The sequence below is a fragment of the Methylobacillus methanolivorans genome (genome assembly GCF_044751345.1).
GTDB lineage: Bacteria > Pseudomonadota > Gammaproteobacteria > Burkholderiales > Methylophilaceae > Methylobacillus > Methylobacillus methanolivorans.
In genome coordinates, this window is record NZ_JBIWXY010000001.1 from 1,102,151 (window position 1) to 1,119,729 (window position 17,579).

A 17,579-nucleotide genomic window follows, 5' to 3' on the forward strand; every position below is an offset into this window, starting at 1 on the left:
GAGCTATTTGATAATCGGCTTGCTATTACCTTCAGTCACCCGCTTGAGGCGCGCCAGCAGATCACTCCAGCCTACATTGTGGTTGTAGCCCATCACCGTGATCGCCGGGATGCCACTGCCCTTGACGATCACATAGCCCTGCGGCGTATATTCCACCCCGCTCATCAGGCAGACATCATTGCGTAGCTGGCAATTCCAGCCGATCTGCTTGTAATTGAACTCACTGAAAAACCGCAGCACGCTACGCTGTATCGCCGCAGCCGCTCCAGCGCCACCCAAGGCGGTAATGTTCTCCACCGCACGTTGCGAGATTTTTTTGCGATAACTGCCAGGGCTGCTATAAAGCCGTGCATCAAAGCTCACCGGCTGCCAGTTGGATAACTCCAGGTTAGCCACATCGCCATCCAGCTTGCCCTCAATCGCACCAAACGAGAAAGTGCGGGTGATGTCGCCCAGATCCAGCCTGCGCATCTGCACATCGGCATGCAGCCTGGAAGCCGCGCCCAGCGGGGTCTGCATGCTGAGGTTACTCACAGAGATGTTGCCGTTGAACATCTGGAACAATAAATCGCCATTGGTCGTCAGGTTGCCACGGCTATAAGTCACCATCGGAATCGCCGCCGCCACTTTGCCCTCCATGCGCGGCCAGCCCAGCGCCTGGCTCAAGACAGGCATGGAAATAGGCACCAGGTTGGCACGCAAGTGCCAGTGCCAATCACCCGCAGCCCGTGTGGCAGAGACATCCGTCAGACTCAATGCACCATCTAGAATCGGCAGGTAAAGCTGCGACATGGTGAGGGAATAGCGATTGAGGTCAGCCAGCACACTGGCTTCCCCCAGCGGGATTTTGAGGAAATGCCCGCCAGCATAAGCAAGCTGCGCCACCTGTGCCTCGTCATACGACCAGGGAATATGGCTATTCAGCTTATACAAGGCAAAGCGGCCATCCTGATCTTCCAGATCCACATCATTGAGCGCCAGCAAGGCAGACACTGGCTCGCCATTGCGCCACTCAAACTTCATGCTGCCCTGCCCGGCAATATCGAGTTTATTCAACGCGCTATCCGCCAATAGCGGTTGCAGCAACAAGTGGTACAGCGGCGCTAACTGCAACTGCGCAGCATCTATCGATAAATCCTGCAGACTGCCCGCCTGCCAGCGCCCACTCAGCGCAGCCTTGCCCACCTTGGCCAGCGTGACTTCCGCAGCATCCACCTTGATTTCATCCCCGGCATAATACCCACTCGCTACCAGACGATGTCCGCCTTCGGCAAAATACCAAGGCTGAGAATACAGCTCCCCACTGCGCCAATCCAGCGCCGCCTGCCACTGCCAACCATTGGCTTGTTGACGCAACTCCAGCGATAAATCCGCATTGAGCTTCTCCGCAGCCTGTGTCCCCGCCTGATTACTGAACGAAGCATCGCGCAACGTCAGCGCCACTTGATATTGCGCCGCCGCTGCTTTGCCTTGCTTGAGCAGCAAACTGAATGGCAACTTCACATTGGCGGCCTTCAACCCCCCCCGCTCACAACGCCACTCATCCGGCACAGGACGCAAGGCCTGATCACAAGCCAGCGTCAGCGCCTGCCAATCAGCACTCCCCTGTTGCCTCAAGTCTGCTTGCAACCGCACTCGTCCATCCAGGCCCAGCTCACCCTTGACCTTACGCAAACTGACCGAAGGAGCCTCCACAGTCTCGGCCTCTATGGTGATACGGCTGATTGCGTGTGCAGGCAAGGTCAAAGACAACATGCCGCAGATGAAGCCCATCCAGACAATCGTAGCATTGCGCCGATGACGAATCCCATCTCTCATAAACTATCCAACACGACCACCTTTTATTTAAGAATAACAACCATGCTGCTTTGGCTTGATTCCAAGTTGCAGCTAACACTTGCTGCTCAACCGCTAGACAATTTTCAAAAGAGACATCCTCACCGCTGATTCAATAATGCCGCATCTTAATTGCTGTAGGCACTCTCTCAAGTAATCTTAGAGGAGACATTTCCTCTTGTGGCTGGTTGGACATGACGGCATTTCTCAATGCGGGGCAATCAAGCTAAATTCTAGACGGCCTAATTCAGCATGTATAGCCAAATAGCATTGAAATCATTGAGCAATTGATTGACTTAACTCAAACTCATCCAATACGATGAGACTGTCTAAATATAGTTATTTTCAGGAGACCTCCGTTGCAAATCGTCCTGATGCGACATGGAAAACCCAAGGTTGACAAACACTACCGATTGAACGCCGCAGAGTTTGGCGTTTGGGTTGAGCAATACAACGCCGCAGGTATTGATACAGGATTCCAGCCACCCCAAGAAGCAATTGCGCAAGCCAACCAATGTGCTTTCACTGTGTGCAGCAACCTTGAGCGGTCTCTGGAGTCTGCAAGACTCCTTGGAATCAAGCGTATAGGCCTTCACTCATCCATTTTCCGAGAAATGGATATACCTAACGCGGCATGGCGCTTTCCAACCCTCTCGTTGCAAACGTGGTTGATATTTTTCCGGCTGGCTTGGGCGCTTGGTTATTCAGGCAAGACAGAGTCATTCAAATCAGCCAAAGAAAGGGCACACAGTTGCGCCATACATCTCGCCAATCTAGCCTCAACTCACGGCACTGTATTGTTCGTTGGGCACGGCTCGCTAAACTGGTTCGTCGCAAAGTATCTCAAGCAGATGGGCTGGCTCTCCGATGAAAAACCACCCAGAAAATATTGGGAATACAGTATTTTTCACATGCATACAACATAACATAGCGTTCAACCTCGCCTCATTCAGTCGCTGGACGCTACGCGATAAAACCGCTTAGCGCCTGATCACAAGCCAACGCCAGCGCCTAACAATCCGCACTCCCCTGTTGTCTCAAGTCTGCTTGCAACCGCACGCGCCCATCCAGACCCAACTCACCTTTGACCTTGCACAAGCTGACCGAATTGGTTTCTATGTGTCGGCTTCAATGGCAATACTGCTCGCTGCCTGTATTGGCGACATCTGGTCACTTGTTGCGTTGATACCATGAAATACGATGCTATTATCTAGCGGAAGATAACTTGATAGAGGCATGCCTGCCCTGCCTTATCGACGACAATTGCAGAATATGCAACGCACCTCACTGCTTGATCAAACAGATACTTAAACGATAGATAAATGTTAAGCAAGGATGACGATGAAACATGCTTTGAAACCGTATGTATTACCCTGCATCCTGGCCGTTGCATTGCTCAACGGCTGTCACTCCAACGAATCCAGCTCAACGCTAGCAATCGCAAATCCTGCTTCTGAACATTGCGTGAAGCAAGGCGGCAAACTTGAGATAGTTAGAGATGAAGCCGGAGAGAAAGGCATGTGTCATCTGCCTGACGGTACAGTTGTAGAAGAGTGGGAGCTTTTCCGCCGTGATCACCCGCAGGAATAAGCGGCTCACTTAAATGTAGAAGCAAAGGAATTGTAATGGAACGCAATGGTCATTGCCTATGTGGCGCAGTTACTTTCAAACTCACCAGTGATCCACTGGCAGTCAGGGTTTGCTGGTGCCGTGATTGCCAGCATTTTGCTGCTAATGGAACGGTCAATGCGATTGTTCCAGCTAGCGCACTTGAATTTTCTGGCCCGCTTGCCGAATACACTAAAGTGGCAGACAGTGGAAATGAAGTGACGCGTCAGTTTTGCCCACAGTGCGGTACCCATCTTTTTGGCATTTCATCCGCCAGGCCACAATTTAAAGTAGTTCGCACAGGTAATTTTGACGATCCATCATCCATTACCCCCGATACCAACATCTGGACCCAAAGCGCTCCCTCATGGGCTTGCATTGATCACTCACTTGAACAAGCCGAACAACAACCCCTTGCGCCTCAGGCCCCATCAAGCAGACCAGCACAATAATCATTAAGAACATCTCTAGTCATTAAGCGATACAGCAGTGATGAACGAGATGATTAACGAAGATAGTATGTGAAATGCCTCATGCAATCCCGCGCCAATACACGTTTTTGGCACTTAGGTAGCCTTCCAGCATCAAGCACTCAATACTAAAAACAGGGAGTCTGATTAACATGAAACACTCTATTTCATCCGCGCTTTTAACATTGTTGCTGCTCGCAGGTTGCACTCCCAAGCCTCCAATGCAATCGGCAGACACGCTGTACTTCGGTGGCCCGATATTAACCATGGAAGGCGAAACACCCCAATACGCTGAAACCATCTCGGTGAAAGATGGCAAGATTCTTTTCGTCGGCACACAAAAAGAAGCTGATCAGAAAATCGAGGCAAAAAACCGGGTGGATCTCGCGGGCAAGACCTTATTACCTGGTTTTATCGACGCGCACGGCCATCTCTTCGTGTCAGGCATCCAGAAGCTGGGCGCCAACCTTTTGCCTCCGCCGGATGGCGATGGTAAAAGCGTGAAGGATATCGTCAGCATGCTTAACACCTGGCAGGAAGGTAACGCAAAAACCATTCAAAAGGCCGGATGGATCATCGGCTTTGGCTACGACGATTCACAACTAGCCGAGCAACGTCACCCGACAGCCAACGAGCTGGATCAAGTATCCATCGATATTCCGGTGGTGATTATTCATCAGTCTAGTCATCTGGCTGTCATGAATCACAAAGGCTTGGAATTAGCAGGATACAACGCGGATAGCGCAGACCCTGCTGGCGGCGTCATCCGCCGTGAGGCCGATGGCAAAACACCAAATGGTGTTCTGGAGGAGATGGCATTTTTTGGCCCGATTTTTAAAGTATTAGGTGGCTTGGATGACCAAGCTAACGAGAGAATTGCTTTGGCGGGGATAGAGGCTTATACCCAATTTGGTTTCACAACCGCACAGGAAGGGCGCGCAAGCCAAGCTGCTGCCGAGACGTTTCGCCGTTTAGCCAACGAAAAGAAGCTGACGATTGATGTAGCAGTATTCCCTGACCTACAAGCAGAAGCTGCTTACATGAAGGAACATGGTGTCAGTCAAACCTACAGCAACCACTTCCGCCTCGCTGGCGTAAAACTCAGCTTTGACGGTTCACCACAAGGCAAGACCGCTTGGCTCAGCCAGCCTTACAAGGTACCGCCTCAAGGCCAACCAGAGACTTACGTTGGCTACCCTGCCATCCCTGGTGCTGAAGATCGGCAGACATTGGTTGATCTCGCCTTTGAGCATCACTGGCAGGCATTGACCCACGTCAATGGTGATGCAGCGGCAGATGCCCTCATTACCGCAGTTGCCAATGCTGAAGCAAAGTATGGCAAGGCAGACAGACGCCCAGTGATGATTCATGCACAAGTCGTGCGGGAAGATCAGATCGACAAGATGAAAGCGTTGGGCATCGTTCCTTCGTTCTTCTCCATGCACACCTATTACTGGGGCGATTGGCATAAAAACGAAGTTCTGGGAGAGGAACGTGCATACCACATCTCGCCGACGCAATCGGCGCTAAAACGTGGGATGAAATTTACCGAGCATCACGATGCGCCAGTAGCGCTCCCAAGCGCCATGATGATCCTGCATACAACGGTGAACCGGACAAGCCGCAGCGGCGAAGTGATTGGCCCGGATCAGCGCGTGAGCCCATTCATTGCGCTGAAATCGATTACCGAATGGGCAGCATGGCAATACTTTGAGGAAAAGAACAAAGGCACGCTCACTGCGGGCAAGCTAGCGGACTTTGTGATTCTGGATAAAGACCCTATCGCCGTAGAGCCAGAAGCGATCAAGGATATTGCAGTGTTAGAGACAATCAAGGAAGGCCAGACGGTCTACAAAGCTCGCTAACACAAGCTGTCACGGGCAGCGGACGGCGCTATGCGCCGCCGCACCGTCACGTTAGATTTACAATATTAGGCTGGGAAAACCCCGGTAGAAAGATAACGATCACCCCGATCGCAGACAATCGTCACAATCACGGCGTTCTCTACACGTTTTGATAACTGCAATGCCGCATACAGCGCTCCACCCGAGGAAATGCCAGCAAAGATGCCCTCTTCTGTTGCCAGCTTGAGAGTGGTTTTTTCAGCATGCGCCTGGCTGACATAAATTAGTTCATCAACGCGCTTGGCATCGTAAATCGTGGGCAAGTATTCTTCTGGCCATTTGCGAATACCGGGAATTTGCGCGCCTTCTTCTGGCTGCACACCAACAATGCGAATGTCAGCGTTTTGCTCCTTGAGATAGCGCGAGGTACCCATGATGGTGCCAGTGGTGCCCATGCTGGAGACAAAATGGGTCACTTTGCCCTGGGTATCACGCCAGATCTCCGGGCCAGTACCTTCATAATGCGCCAACGGGTTATCAGGGTTGCCAAACTGGTCGAGCACGATGCCCTCCCCCTCCAGCTGTAGCTTGGTCGCCACATCGCGTGCCAGCTCCATGCCACCATCACGCGGCGTCAGCACGAGTTCAGCGCCATAAGCCTTCATGCTCTGGCGGCGTTCTACGCTCTGGTTATCCGGCATCACCAGCACCATTTTGTAGCCGCGCATCGCCGCCACCATGGCCAGGGCAATGCCGGTATTGCCGGAGGTCGCCTCAATCAGGGTATCGCCGGGCTTGATGTCGCCGCGCGCCTCTGCGCGCTTGATCATGGAAAGAGCGGGCCTATCCTTGACCGAACCAGCCGGATTATTGCCTTCGAGCTTGAGCAAGATGGTGTTGCTAGTGTTGCCTGCCAGGCGTTGCAGCTTGACCAGCGGGGTATTGCCTACGAAATCATCCAGGGTTTTATACATTTAATTTCAATCAGTGTCTGGGCAAGCCACCAGCTGGCCCTTTATTCCAAAATCAGGCCTTTTTTTGAAAAGCCAACAAAACAGCGAACAGGCCTAATCCAGCAAAAGCAATCAGCGAAAGCTGGGGAATGGTCAAGCCGAACAAGGTCCAGTCTATCGCGGAGCATTCACCCGTGCCCTTGAAGATCAAATCCAGCGCTTTTTTCAGCGGGAAGGTTTCCATGATGTAGTCAAACCCCGCGCCGCATTCAGCCATCACTTTGTCAGGGTTAGCCTGAATCCAGATATGGCGTGCTGCAATGCCAATGCCAGTGACCGCAGCTGCCACATGCAGCAGGCCATAGACCTTGCGGCCCATACTGCCTGGGTTGTGCAAAGCGGCCATCAGGAACAATAAGCCCAGCGCCATAAAGGCAATGCGCTGGGAGATGCACAATGGACAAGGCTCCAGGTTGTATTGCTGCTGGATGACTAAGGCCAACGCCACCAAGCCAAAACTGGCGATGAAGCCAAGAAAGTAGCCACGACGCCCAGCAAACAGCTTATTGCACATAAACAAAGCCTCAGCACTTATAATGAATATCCCGCAATTGTAACGGATACATCCCGGTTAGCACCAACTAAGGCTGCAAACCGCAGACAACCGCCCGACAACCTCTATGGCAGACCCACAGCACATTCTCAGCGTCACCGAGCTCAACCGCATGGCGCGTGAGTTACTGGAAACCAGTTTCTCCTTGTTCTGGATCAGTGGTGAAATTTCCAACCTCACCCGTGCCGCCTCCGGGCATTGGTATTTTTCATTGAAAGATCAAGGTGCGCAGGTGCGTTGCGTGATGTTCCGTGGCCGTAACGCCTACCTGGACTGGGTTCCACGCGAAGGTGACAAAGTTGAGGCCAGGGCCGTGGTCACGTTGTACGAAGCACGTGGCGACTTCCAGCTCACTATCGAATTCCTGCAACGCGCAGGCTTGGGCAATTTGTTCGAGGCTTATGAAAAACTCAAGCAACAGCTTGCCGCAGAAGGCTTGTTCGCCGCGGAGCACAAAATAGCGCTACCCACACATCCACGCCAAATTGGCATTGTGACCTCGCCTGATGCGGCAGCCCTGCGCGATGTACTCACAACCCTGCGCCGTCGTATGCCAGCAGTCAACATCGTGATCTATCCAACCCCAGTACAGGGCAAAGGCGCTGCCAACCTGATTGCAGCGGCGATTCGCACTGCCGATCAGCGTGCAGAATGCGATGTGCTGATTGTCTGCCGCGGTGGTGGCAGCATTGAGGATTTATGGCAGTTCAACGAGGAAATCGTCGCCCGCGCTATCCATGGCTGCACCCTTCCCGTTATCAGTGCTGTAGGGCACGAGACTGATTTCACGATTGCGGATTTTGTTGCCGATGTCCGGGCACCTACGCCAACGGCTGCCGCCGAACTCGCCACGCCAGATCGCAGCAGCCTGTTGCGCAATCTGCAACAAAGCCGTGAGCGGCTGGAACGCAGCATGCAGAACCGCCTGCAACAACGCGGCCAGCAGCTTGACTACCTCAGCCGCCGCCTGCTCTCCCCCATGCAGCAGGTAGCCCACAAGCAGCAACACCTCGCACAACTGCGCCTGCGGCTCGTGCAGGCCATGACGCGACAGCTACAGAAGCAACATCAGCATTTGCAGGCAGCGCAGCAAAGCTTGGCCCACCTGAACCCAAGTGCAGTGTTGCAACGCGGTTACGCATTAGTGGAAAAGCTTAATGGCGAACTGGTGCAAGACAGCACACAGCTTTCAATCGGCGACACAGTCAAGCTCACCTTGGGCAAGGGCAGCGTAGAGGCTGATATTCGCAATGTCCGCTCTCGCTGACATGAGTGAATTGACGGACTATTTGCAAGAACTGCTGCGAGACTTTGGGCCTATCCAGGCCAAACGTATGTTTGGTGGCTATGGCATTTATCATCAAGGCCTCATGTTTGCACTGATTGCCGACGATACGCTCTACCTCAAGGCAGATGATCAAAACCGTGGTGCATTCGAGCAGCTGGACTTACCCGCCTTTCGCTATGCCAAACAAGGCAAGGAGGTCACGATGTCTTATTATCAAGCCCCGGCTGACATGCTCGAAGAACCAGAGCAAGCGATTTATTGGGCACGCCTGGCTTATGCCGCAGCCCTGCGTGCCCGTCCACTGAAAAAGTAAATCCCTTAGTAGACCATGGACTTACATGTGCTATCTAAGCCTGTGCAAGGCGCGTAGAATGGCGAAAATTTTTTACTGAGCCTGCCCTATGCAAGCTAGCAGCAACACCAAACCCGCCCTCCCACTCCTGGCCCTCGCCGCATTGGGCGTGGTCTTTGGTGATATCGGCACCAGTCCGCTGTACACCATGAAAGAAGTCTTTGCCGTGAGTCCGCACCCAGTGCCGCTCACGCATGACAATGTCTTTGGCATTCTGGCCTTGATTTTATGGTCGTTCATCATGGTGGTTTCGCTGAAATACACCGTGTTCGTCATGCGCGCCGATAACAATGGCGAAGGCGGCATCATGGCATTGCTTGCATTGGCCAGCCGGAATATCAAAGGCGAGCGCAAACGCCTGGTGATGTATGCAGGCATCATTGGCGCGTGCATGTTTTATGCCGATGGCATGATCACCCCGGCGATCTCAGTGTTATCGGCCGTGGAAGGCATGGAGGTTGCAGCTCCGGGACTCGATCAATTCATTGTTCCCATCACATTGGCGGTATTGTTCGCCTTGTTCTGGCTACAAAGCAAGGGCACGGCTGTGGCTGGGGCACTATTCGGACCGGTGATGTTGTTGTGGTTTGGCACCCTGGCTGCACTCGGCGTCGCCAATATCATGCATGAACCCAGGGTGCTGGAAGCGCTCAATCCGCTGTACGCCATTCAGTTCTTCATCCATGCCCCATGGGTCGCCTTCGTTGCGCTAGGCTCAGTAGTATTGGCTGTCACCGGAGTAGAGGCGCTTTATGCCGATATGGGCCACTTTGGCCCCAAGCCAATTCGCTACGCCTGGTTTGGCTTCGTCTTGCCGGCTTTGATACTCAACTACTTTGGGCAAGGTGCACTGGTGCTGCATGATGCAGAAGCGATCAAGAACCCTTTCTACCTGATGGCACCAGAATGGATGCTGTATCCATTGATCACCCTGGCAACACTTGCCACCGTCATCGCGTCACAGGCTGTCATCTCAGGTGCTTTTTCCATCTCGGCGCAGGCCTTGCAATTAGGCTATTTGCCACGCATGCGCATCCTGCATACTTCCGAGCAGCAAAAAGGCCAGATCTACATGCCTTATATCAACTGGAGCCTGATGGTCGCGGTCATGGCGCTCGTTGTTGGCTTCGGCTCCTCTGGTGACCTCGCTGCCGCCTATGGCATCGCCGTGACAGGCAACATGCTGTTCACCACACTATTGGCAGGGATCGTATTCCATGGCATCTGGCACTGGAGCTGGCCACGCACGATTGCACTCATCAGCATATTCCTCATCATCGACCTGGCTTTCTTCAGCGCCAATATCCTGAAAATTCCCGATGGCGGCTGGGTGCCTATCCTGATCGGCATTGTCATCTTTACCTTGATGACCACCTGGAAAAGCGGACGCGGGCTATTGCTGGAGCGCCTGCGCAATGATGCCATGCTGCTGGAGCCTTTCATTGATGCCATTGGCGCACACCCGCCACAACGCGTGCATGGCACTGGTATTTTCATGACGCCGAATCCCCATGGGGTTCCCCATGCCATGCTGCACAACCTCAAGCACAACAAAATACTGCATGAGCGCAATATCCTGCTTACCGTCAATATTGCCGATGTGCCTTATATTGAAGAACGCAGCCGCCTAGGGCTAGAAGAGCTACGCCACGGTTTCTACCGCATTACCGTCAACTATGGCTTCAAGGATGACCCTGACCTACCACGCGATCTGGAGTTGACGAAACAACTTGGCCTGGAACTCGACACCATGGACACTTCGTTTTTCATCGGCAAGGAAACCCTCTTCGTCAGCAGAAGCTCTGGCATGGCTTACTGGCGCAACAAACTGTTTGTCGGCATGTTCCGCAATGCCGACAGTATTACCAACCAATTCAAGCTGCCGCCAAACCGCGTGATTGAACTAGGTACCCAAGTCACGCTTTGAGATGACGGCATTCGAGAAAGATTGTCGGCTCATATGGCCCGGTCTAGAATGGCGCCTAATACGGTTGTTATCAGGTTTTAACAAAGGCTGTTCACATGAAAAAATCCATCAAACTTACCCTGATCGCTCTGGCATTAGTCCAGCTCACCAGTTGCACCACAGTAAGCACGACCAATAAAGGCAACGTCGGTGTCGATCGCAAACAATATGTTGGCCTTGTGTCCGAGCAAGAGGCCGTAGAGCAATCCGCCCTGGCGTACCAGCAAACTGTCAAAGATGCACAAGCCAAGAAGCTTCTCAACACAGATAGTGCAGAAACCAAACGTGTCCGCGCCATCGCCGACAAGCTGATCGCTCATGTCGGCGTGTTCCGCTCCGATGCCCCAAGTTGGAAATGGGAAGTGAATGTGCAGGAAAGCAAGGAGATCAACGCCTACTGCATGGCTGGTGGCAAGATCATGGTGTATACAGGCTTGATTGACCAGATCAAACCAACCGATGACGAACTCGCTGCCGTCATGGGTCACGAAATCGCCCACGCCCTGCGCGAGCATGTGCGCGAGCGCATGTCACGTGCCAAGGCTCAGCAGTATGGATTGCTAGGCTTGGCAGCCGTCGTTGGCCTCAGTACCAAGAATGCGGACAATGCCGTGCAGGCGCTGGCACTGGGCGGCACCGTCGCAGCCGTGGCCCTCACCCTGCCGAATAGCCGCACTGCAGAGCATGAAGCTGACCAGATTGGCCTTGAGCTGGCTGCGCGTGCTGGCTATAACCCCAATGCTGCACTGACGCTGTGGCAGAAAATGAGTGCTGTTGGTGGTGAGAAGCCGCCTGAAATTCTCAGCACCCACCCTTCGGATGAATCACGCATGGCCGACATCAAGCGCTTGATTCCCTCCGTTATGCCACTGTATGAGCAAGCCAAGAAACAAGGTAAATAAGGCAATTCAAGCGCTTGCCTTCCGCTAAATCGTGGCGGCTCCCCATCCTGGGAGGCGTTTTCAGGTAAAATAGCGGTTTTATCTGAAGCGACTCCTAGGAATCTTAGATGAGCAATTTGCAAACCATTATTGAAGACGCGTTCGAGCGTCGTGCCGAGATTACCCCAGCCACTGCCAGTGCAGAAATCAAGGAAGCCGTATTCAGCGTGCTTGCCGATCTCGACAGCGGTAAGCTGCGCGTGGCAGAACGCACAGACGGCCAGAACTGGGTCACCCATCAATGGATCAAGAAGGCCGTGTTGCTCTCCTTCCGCCTGGAAGACAATCTATTGCTGGATGACGGCGTCACCAAGTACTTCGACAAAGTACCCCCAAAGTTTGCCAACTATACAGAAGCCGACTTCAAGGCTGGCGGCTTCCGCGTGGTACCTAACGCTATCGTGCGTCGTGGCTCCTATATCGCCAAGAACGCAGTCTTGATGCCTTCCTACGTCAATATCGGTGCCTACGTTGGCGAAGGCACCATGGTAGACACCTGGGCAACTGTCGGCTCCTGCGCACAAATCGGCAAAAACGTACACCTTTCCGGTGGTGTAGGTATCGGCGGCGTGCTAGAGCCAGTACAAGCCGGCCCCACCATCATTGGTGACAACTGCTTTATCGGCGCACGCTCCGAAGTAGTGGAAGGCGTTGTCGTCGAAGACAACTGCGTGATTTCCATGGGCGTTTACATTGGCCAATCCACCAAGATTTACGATCGCGAAACCGGCGAAGTCACCTATGGCCGTGTACCTTCTGGCTCCGTTGTCGTCTCCGGCAACCTGCCTTCCAAGGATGGCAGCTACAGCCTCTACTGCGCCGTCATCGTCAAGAAAGTTGATGAAAAGACCTTGGGTAAAGTTGGTATCAACGAGCTACTACGCGGTATCTAACCCCCAACCTCTTTCACGGGTGTCAATGTTCTGACACTGGCGTCGAAGCTCCAACAAAAACCTGCCTCATGGCAGGTTTTTTTATTGTCTACCACCTCATACCCCAGCCTATAAAATAAAACATAACATTATGTTTTAAAAATAAAAATCAGATAAATCCCAAACACTTCCCACCTCCACACCACCAATATTACCTGCGGCACAAAAGTTGCGACATCAATACCAAGTCCATATTTTTACAGGCAGTTCAGGATAACCATGACGGGCAGCTACGATTACAAACTGGTGCTACTTTCGATTGTGATTGCATTCATCTCATCACTGGTAGCGTTCATGTTCACCAACCACGCGGTGCATCGTCAAGGCTCCTCATCCAAGGCATGGATGGCGCTTGGTGCAATCGCAATGGGATCAGGGATATGGGCCATGCATTTCATCAGCATTCTCGCCTGGTCATTATCCACACCCATCTCTTCTCTCTTTGATGACAGCATATTGTCATGGCTGATTGCCGTCAGTATCTCCTGGCTGGCACTGGACATTACCAGCAGGCCTGGTTTCAAACTGCAAGCACTCGTGACTGCCGGTATCGTCATGGGGCTGGGTATTAGCGGCATGCATTACACCAGCATGCACGCGATGCAGATGTTTTCGGAGATAAGCTACAACACAACCTTGCTCGCTCTATCGCTAGGCATTGCCGTCATTATTTCGATCGTGGCACTGGCATTCATGTTCCATACCGACCATCAATCAAGAAATCCAACATTACGGTCTCGCCTTTATGCCGCCACGATGCTGAGTGGTGGCATTGCCTGCACACATTTCACCGCCATGGCAGCCATCGGTATTCCTCCCCAGGCCGATTTGACTACAAACTCAACACTACAACCGGGCTTGTTTTCAGTCATCATCGCAGTGGGTATCTGCATCCTGATCCTGCTCACTGCCATCCTGACTATTATAGATACGCGTAATCGTGACAAAGACAACTGGCTACGTACCGACACGCAGGATAAGCTAAGCCGCATAAGCATGCTGGATGCGCTGACCCAGTTACCCAACCATCGCTACTTTCAGCATCACCTCAATATTGGTATCCGCCGCACTGCGCGCCTAGGCAACGCGCTAGCGGTCGCAATCATCAATCTCGACAACCTCAAGCAAATCAAAGAAGAATTAGGGCAACATATCAGCGATGAAATATTGTGTGCCGCTGCAAAGCGCATCCAGGAAACCATTCGCGGCTGTGATATGGCCGCTTACAACGGCAATGAAGCGTTTCTCGTGCTATTTGAAGACATCAAGCATGAGCAAGACATTGTGCCGGTCATGGAGCGAATCATGCAGTCATTGCATGCCACATTCCGCGTTGATCATCATGATATTGCGCTGAACGTCAGGGCCGGACTCTCGCTTTACCCTAAGCATGGTCATGCTGATCGCCTGCTGACCTATGCCGAGGCAGCCATGCACCGCGTCAAGCCCAATGACAATCAAGGCTTCCGCCTGTTTGATGACAGGCTGGAGCCCACCTCATACGATCTGCTGGAAACTCAGCAGGAGCTACGCCACGCTATTGCCAATAAAGAGTTCGTACTCTATTTCGAGCCACGCATGGATATTCTCGGCAATAGCATCACTGGCCTGGAAATCCATGCACGCTGGTTGCACCCGACCAAAGGCGTTATTCCAGCAGCCACTTTTGCCCCCATGGCAGAGAATATTGGATTGATGGATGACATCAACACCTGGGTGTTGGAGGCAAGTTGCCGCATGACGCAGACACTGCGCCAACAGGATATTCGCCTGCCGATTTACCTGCCACTTATGCTTGGGCAAGTACGTAATCCGAATCTTGAGCAGCAGATCGTGGCAAGGTTGAATCAATTCAGCTTGCCCGCAGATGCCTTGATCCTGGAAATCGCAGAGTCTGCCTTCATGCATCAACCCGAGCACTATATTGACCTGCTCAAACGCTTACCTGCCATCAGCTTGAACATCAGTCTGGAAAATTTCGGCACTCGTTTATCCAGCTTGCCATATATGCAACACCTCAACCTGAAAGCACTCAAGCTGGATCACAGCTTTACCCAAGATATCCTGACTAACCAGAAAGCACGTGCTATTGCGGGTGCGATTATCGAATTAGCGCATGCCCACCACGTGAAAGTCATCGCCGAGCATGTCTCCAGCCAAGATGAACGCAATGTGTTGTTATCGCTGGAATGCAATGAAATACAGGGGGCTTTCTGTGCGAACCCCGTACACCAGGCCCAATTGGCAGAATTCCTGCGTGACAGCCAACTAGCGGTGCCGTACGGCAAAATAAAACGTGAAGAAAATAGCTGGTCTGCATATAGCATCGCAGCAGAAAGCCTCTCTGTTGCGCGCTAGTGTAAAATATCGCATACCTACTACATTCAAGATGCACACTCATGAAGCTCTACGGTATTCCCAACTGTAATACAGTAAAGAAAGCACGCACCTGGTTGGACGAACACGGCATTAGTTACGAATTTCACGATTTCAAGAAATCCGGCATTAGCAAAGAAACCCTCCAGCAATGGCTCGGCCAAGTAGACTGGGAAAAACTAGTCAACCGCGCAGGCATGACTTGGCGCGGGCTAAGTGATGCAGAAAAAGTGGCAGTCACCGATGCCGCATCAGCCATCACACTCATGCAGGACAAAACCTCCGTGATCAAGCGCCCTGTGCTGGTGAAGGATGACCAGATTCTGCATCTGGGTTTTACCGAGGCAGCTTATGCCAAGCTGTTTAATGCATGAGTAAAACACTAGCACTCGCCCAGGACCTCATCTCCCGCCGCTCTGTCACCCCTGATGACCAAGGTTGCCAGGAGCTTTTGATTTCACGCTTGGAACCCTTGGGATTCAAGATTGAACGCATGCGATTCGGTGATGTAGATAATTTCTATGCCCGCCGTGGCAACACTGGCCCCCTGCTGGTATTTGCCGGGCATACGGATGTTGTCCCCACAGGGCCGGTAGATCAATGGCATACCCCGCCTTTTGAGCCCACCATCAAGGATGGCATGCTCTATGGCCGAGGTGCCGCTGACATGAAAACCTCGTTGGCCGCATTCATCACTGCAATCGAAGATTTTGTCGCCGCGCATCCAGACCATCCTGGTTCCATCGGCCTCATCATCACCTCGGATGAAGAAGGTATTGCCATCAATGGCACCGTCAAAGTCGTGGAAACGCTCAAGGCACGCAACGAGCTGATTGACTATTGTATTGTGGGCGAACCCACTTCAAGCAAGGTCGTGGGCGACATGATCAAGAATGGCCGCCGTGGCTCGCTCTCGGGCAAGCTTACCGTTAAGGGGATACAAGGGCACATCGCCTACCCCCATCTAGTGAAAAACCCCATCCACATGGCCGCGCCTGCGATCAAGGCACTCGCTGATACGGTATGGGATGAAGGTAACGAATATTTTCCGCCCACTTCATGGCAGATATCCAATATTCATGGCGGTACAGGCGCTACCAATGTAGTCCCAGGAGAAGTCGAGATTCTCTTCAACTTTAGGTTCTCCACCGCCAGCACTGCAGAAAGCCTCAAGGAACGTGTACATGCCATCCTCGACAGCCATCAACTGGACTACGACCTGGCCTGGGAGCTTTCTGGCAAACCATTCCTGACCCCAAAAGGCTCCCTCGTCACTGCCATTTCAGCCGCTATTGAGCAGGCATTTGGCGTCACACCTGAACTTTCCACCAGTGGCGGCACGTCTGATGGCCGATTCATCGCCGATATCGCACAGCAAATCGTAGAATTCGGGCCCCTCAATGCCACTATCCACAAACTTAATGAATGTGTGGCTGTTGCAGACATAGAACCCCTGCAACAGGCATACAAGCTCACCCTGGAAGCCCTACTGTCATGATGAGATTTCCCGGCATTACCGAAGAACTTCACACTATCCGCGATTGGCTACGCTTTGCCGTCAGCCGCTTTGAAGAATCCAGTATCTTTTTTGGCCACGGCACGGACAACGCCTACGACGAAGCCGTATGGCTGATCTTGTCTGCCCTGCATCTGCCGCATGACACTCTGGAAAACTTTCTTGATGCCAGGCTCTTACCACCAGAACGTACCCGTTTAAAAGAGCTGATCCGTCGCCGTATTACAGACCGCACGCCTACGGCTTACCTGGTCAATGAAGCATGGCTCAAGGGCTTCAAGTTTTATGTGGATGAACGCGTCATCGTGCCGCGCTCCTTCATTGCAGAACTGCTAGAGGACGGCCTCAACCCATGGGTTGAATACCCAGAAATGATAGAAAGCGCTGCAGACATCTGCACCGGTAGCGGCTGCCTGGGCGTATTGCTGGCCAACGCCTTCCCCAATGCACAGGTAGATGTCGTGGATATTTCACCCGATGCCCTGGCGGTAGCCAACATCAATATCCGTAACTACGGCCTGGAAGACCAGATCAACGCTATTCAGTCGGATATGTTCAGCAAGCTGGAAGGCAAGACCTACGACCTGATCATCAGCAACCCTCCTTATGTAGATGCCCCCTCCATGGAGCTGCTACCACAGGAATATCGCAATGAGCCCCAGATTGCACTAGGAAGCGGCGCTGCAGGGCTGGACCACACTCACACCTTGTTGAGTGAAGCGAAGAAACATCTCAATGACAACGGCTTATTGGTCGTGGAAATTGGCCACAATCGTGATGCCCTGCTGGAAGCCTACCCTCACCTGCCATTCACGTGGCTGGAAGTAGATTCAGGCAATGAATTTGTCTTCCTGCTCACCAAAGAGCAATTGCCTTAATCAACC

At 52.6% G+C, this 17,579-nt stretch carries 16 protein-coding genes; 13 read left to right on the top strand and 3 right to left on the bottom strand.

Going from position 1 to position 17,579, the window contains the following annotated elements; translation table 11 throughout:
• Positions 1–3: 3 nt before the first annotated feature.
• Positions 4–1,818: a translocation/assembly module TamB domain-containing protein gene (locus ACIKP9_RS05075; RefSeq protein WP_400880123.1), complete on the bottom strand. Its 1,815-nt coding sequence runs from the start codon at positions 1,816–1,818 to the stop codon at positions 4–6.
• A 377-nt stretch (positions 1,819–2,195) separates the two neighbouring features.
• Here ACIKP9_RS05075 and ACIKP9_RS05080 point away from each other — a divergent pair, with 377 nt between their 5' ends.
• From ACIKP9_RS05080 to ACIKP9_RS05095, 4 genes are all read left to right on the top strand, one after another.
• Positions 2,196–2,762: a histidine phosphatase family protein gene (locus tag ACIKP9_RS05080; protein WP_400880126.1), complete on the top strand. Its 567-nt coding sequence runs from the start codon at positions 2,196–2,198 to the stop codon at positions 2,760–2,762.
• A gap of 415 nt (positions 2,763–3,177) precedes the next feature.
• Positions 3,178–3,426, top strand: a complete 249-nt coding sequence (locus tag ACIKP9_RS05085) for a putative hemolysin (protein ID WP_400880128.1) — start codon at positions 3,178–3,180, stop codon at positions 3,424–3,426.
• Between the two features lie 35 nt (positions 3,427–3,461).
• On the top strand, positions 3,462–3,896 hold the full coding sequence (locus ACIKP9_RS05090; protein ID WP_400880131.1) for a GFA family protein: 435 nt from the start codon (positions 3,462–3,464) through the stop codon (positions 3,894–3,896).
• Between the two features lie 170 nt (positions 3,897–4,066).
• Positions 4,067–5,779 (top strand): amidohydrolase, encoded by a 1,713-nt coding sequence (locus ACIKP9_RS05095; protein ID WP_400880134.1) that lies wholly within the window; start codon positions 4,067–4,069, stop codon positions 5,777–5,779.
• Positions 5,780–5,844: 65 nt separating this feature from the next.
• Here the strand turns inward: ACIKP9_RS05095 and cysM are convergent, their stop codons facing one another.
• Both cysM and ACIKP9_RS05105 read right to left on the bottom strand, forming a co-directional pair.
• Positions 5,845–6,732 carry a cysteine synthase CysM gene (gene cysM, locus ACIKP9_RS05100; RefSeq protein WP_400880137.1) on the bottom strand — a complete coding sequence of 296 codons (888 nt, stop codon included), beginning with the start codon at positions 6,730–6,732 and terminating at the stop codon, positions 5,845–5,847.
• A gap of 52 nt (positions 6,733–6,784) precedes the next feature.
• Positions 6,785–7,285: a disulfide bond formation protein B gene (locus ACIKP9_RS05105; protein ID WP_400880139.1), complete on the bottom strand. Its 501-nt coding sequence runs from the start codon at positions 7,283–7,285 to the stop codon at positions 6,785–6,787.
• 106 nt (positions 7,286–7,391) lie between these two features.
• On the opposite strand from ACIKP9_RS05105, the gene xseA reads away from it, so the two are divergent.
• The 9 genes from xseA to prmB all read left to right on the top strand — a co-directional run bounded on the left by xseA (position 7,392) and on the right by prmB (position 17,573).
• Positions 7,392–8,591: an exodeoxyribonuclease VII large subunit gene (gene xseA, locus ACIKP9_RS05110; RefSeq protein WP_400880140.1), complete on the top strand. Its 1,200-nt coding sequence runs from the start codon at positions 7,392–7,394 to the stop codon at positions 8,589–8,591.
• On the top strand, positions 8,575–8,925 hold the full coding sequence (locus ACIKP9_RS05115; RefSeq protein WP_400880142.1) for a TfoX/Sxy family protein: 351 nt from the start codon (positions 8,575–8,577) through the stop codon (positions 8,923–8,925). The genes xseA and ACIKP9_RS05115 overlap by 17 nt, the downstream gene beginning before the upstream one ends.
• 88 nt (positions 8,926–9,013) lie before the next feature.
• Positions 9,014–10,891 (top strand): potassium transporter Kup, encoded by a 1,878-nt coding sequence (locus ACIKP9_RS05120; protein ID WP_400880145.1) that lies wholly within the window; start codon positions 9,014–9,016, stop codon positions 10,889–10,891.
• Positions 10,892–10,986: 95 nt separating this feature from the next.
• Positions 10,987–11,832, top strand: coding sequence for a M48 family metallopeptidase (locus tag ACIKP9_RS05125; RefSeq protein WP_400880148.1), 846 nt, complete (start codon positions 10,987–10,989; stop codon positions 11,830–11,832).
• Positions 11,833–11,939: 107 nt separating this feature from the next.
• On the top strand, positions 11,940–12,764 hold the full coding sequence (gene dapD, locus ACIKP9_RS05130) for a 2,3,4,5-tetrahydropyridine-2,6-dicarboxylate N-succinyltransferase (RefSeq protein ID WP_400880151.1): 825 nt from the start codon (positions 11,940–11,942) through the stop codon (positions 12,762–12,764).
• Between the two features lie 258 nt (positions 12,765–13,022).
• Positions 13,023–15,161 carry a putative bifunctional diguanylate cyclase/phosphodiesterase gene (locus tag ACIKP9_RS05135; RefSeq protein WP_400880154.1) on the top strand — a complete coding sequence of 713 codons (2,139 nt, stop codon included), beginning with the start codon at positions 13,023–13,025 and terminating at the stop codon, positions 15,159–15,161.
• 41 nt (positions 15,162–15,202) lie between these two features.
• A complete protein-coding gene (locus ACIKP9_RS05140) occupies positions 15,203–15,553 on the top strand; it encodes an ArsC family reductase (RefSeq protein WP_400880156.1) in 351 nt (116 codons plus the stop codon).
• On the top strand, positions 15,550–16,677 hold the full coding sequence (dapE, locus tag ACIKP9_RS05145) for a succinyl-diaminopimelate desuccinylase (RefSeq protein ID WP_400880158.1): 1,128 nt from the start codon (positions 15,550–15,552) through the stop codon (positions 16,675–16,677). Before ACIKP9_RS05140 ends, dapE begins: the two co-directional genes overlap by 4 nt.
• Positions 16,674–17,573 carry a 50S ribosomal protein L3 N(5)-glutamine methyltransferase gene (prmB, locus tag ACIKP9_RS05150; RefSeq protein WP_400880162.1) on the top strand — a complete coding sequence of 300 codons (900 nt, stop codon included), beginning with the start codon at positions 16,674–16,676 and terminating at the stop codon, positions 17,571–17,573. The genes dapE and prmB overlap by 4 nt, the downstream gene beginning before the upstream one ends.
• Positions 17,574–17,579 lie beyond the last annotated feature (6 nt).

Excerpts from the sequence above, each read along its gene's own strand:
- ACIKP9_RS05075 (WP_400880123.1), bottom strand. The coding sequence starts at position 1,818 with ATGAGAGATGGGATTCGTCATCGGCGCAATGCTACGATTGTCTGGATG.
- ACIKP9_RS05085 (WP_400880128.1), top strand. The coding sequence starts at position 3,178 with ATGAAACATGCTTTGAAACCGTATGTATTACCCTGCATCCTGGCCGTT.
- ACIKP9_RS05090 (WP_400880131.1), top strand. The coding sequence starts at position 3,462 with ATGGAACGCAATGGTCATTGCCTATGTGGCGCAGTTACTTTCAAACTC.
- ACIKP9_RS05095 (WP_400880134.1), top strand. The coding sequence starts at position 4,067 with ATGAAACACTCTATTTCATCCGCGCTTTTAACATTGTTGCTGCTCGCA.
- cysM (WP_400880137.1), bottom strand. The coding sequence starts at position 6,732 with ATGTATAAAACCCTGGATGATTTCGTAGGCAATACCCCGCTGGTCAAG.
- ACIKP9_RS05105 (WP_400880139.1), bottom strand. The coding sequence starts at position 7,285 with ATGTGCAATAAGCTGTTTGCTGGGCGTCGTGGCTACTTTCTTGGCTTC.
- xseA (WP_400880140.1), top strand. The coding sequence starts at position 7,392 with ATGGCAGACCCACAGCACATTCTCAGCGTCACCGAGCTCAACCGCATG.
- ACIKP9_RS05115 (WP_400880142.1), top strand. The coding sequence starts at position 8,575 with ATGTCCGCTCTCGCTGACATGAGTGAATTGACGGACTATTTGCAAGAA.
- ACIKP9_RS05120 (WP_400880145.1), top strand. The coding sequence starts at position 9,014 with ATGCAAGCTAGCAGCAACACCAAACCCGCCCTCCCACTCCTGGCCCTC.
- ACIKP9_RS05125 (WP_400880148.1), top strand. The coding sequence starts at position 10,987 with ATGAAAAAATCCATCAAACTTACCCTGATCGCTCTGGCATTAGTCCAG.
- dapD (WP_400880151.1), top strand. The coding sequence starts at position 11,940 with ATGAGCAATTTGCAAACCATTATTGAAGACGCGTTCGAGCGTCGTGCC.
- ACIKP9_RS05135 (WP_400880154.1), top strand. The coding sequence starts at position 13,023 with ATGACGGGCAGCTACGATTACAAACTGGTGCTACTTTCGATTGTGATT.
- ACIKP9_RS05140 (WP_400880156.1), top strand. The coding sequence starts at position 15,203 with ATGAAGCTCTACGGTATTCCCAACTGTAATACAGTAAAGAAAGCACGC.
- dapE (WP_400880158.1), top strand. The coding sequence starts at position 15,550 with ATGAGTAAAACACTAGCACTCGCCCAGGACCTCATCTCCCGCCGCTCT.
- prmB (WP_400880162.1), top strand. The coding sequence starts at position 16,674 with ATGATGAGATTTCCCGGCATTACCGAAGAACTTCACACTATCCGCGAT.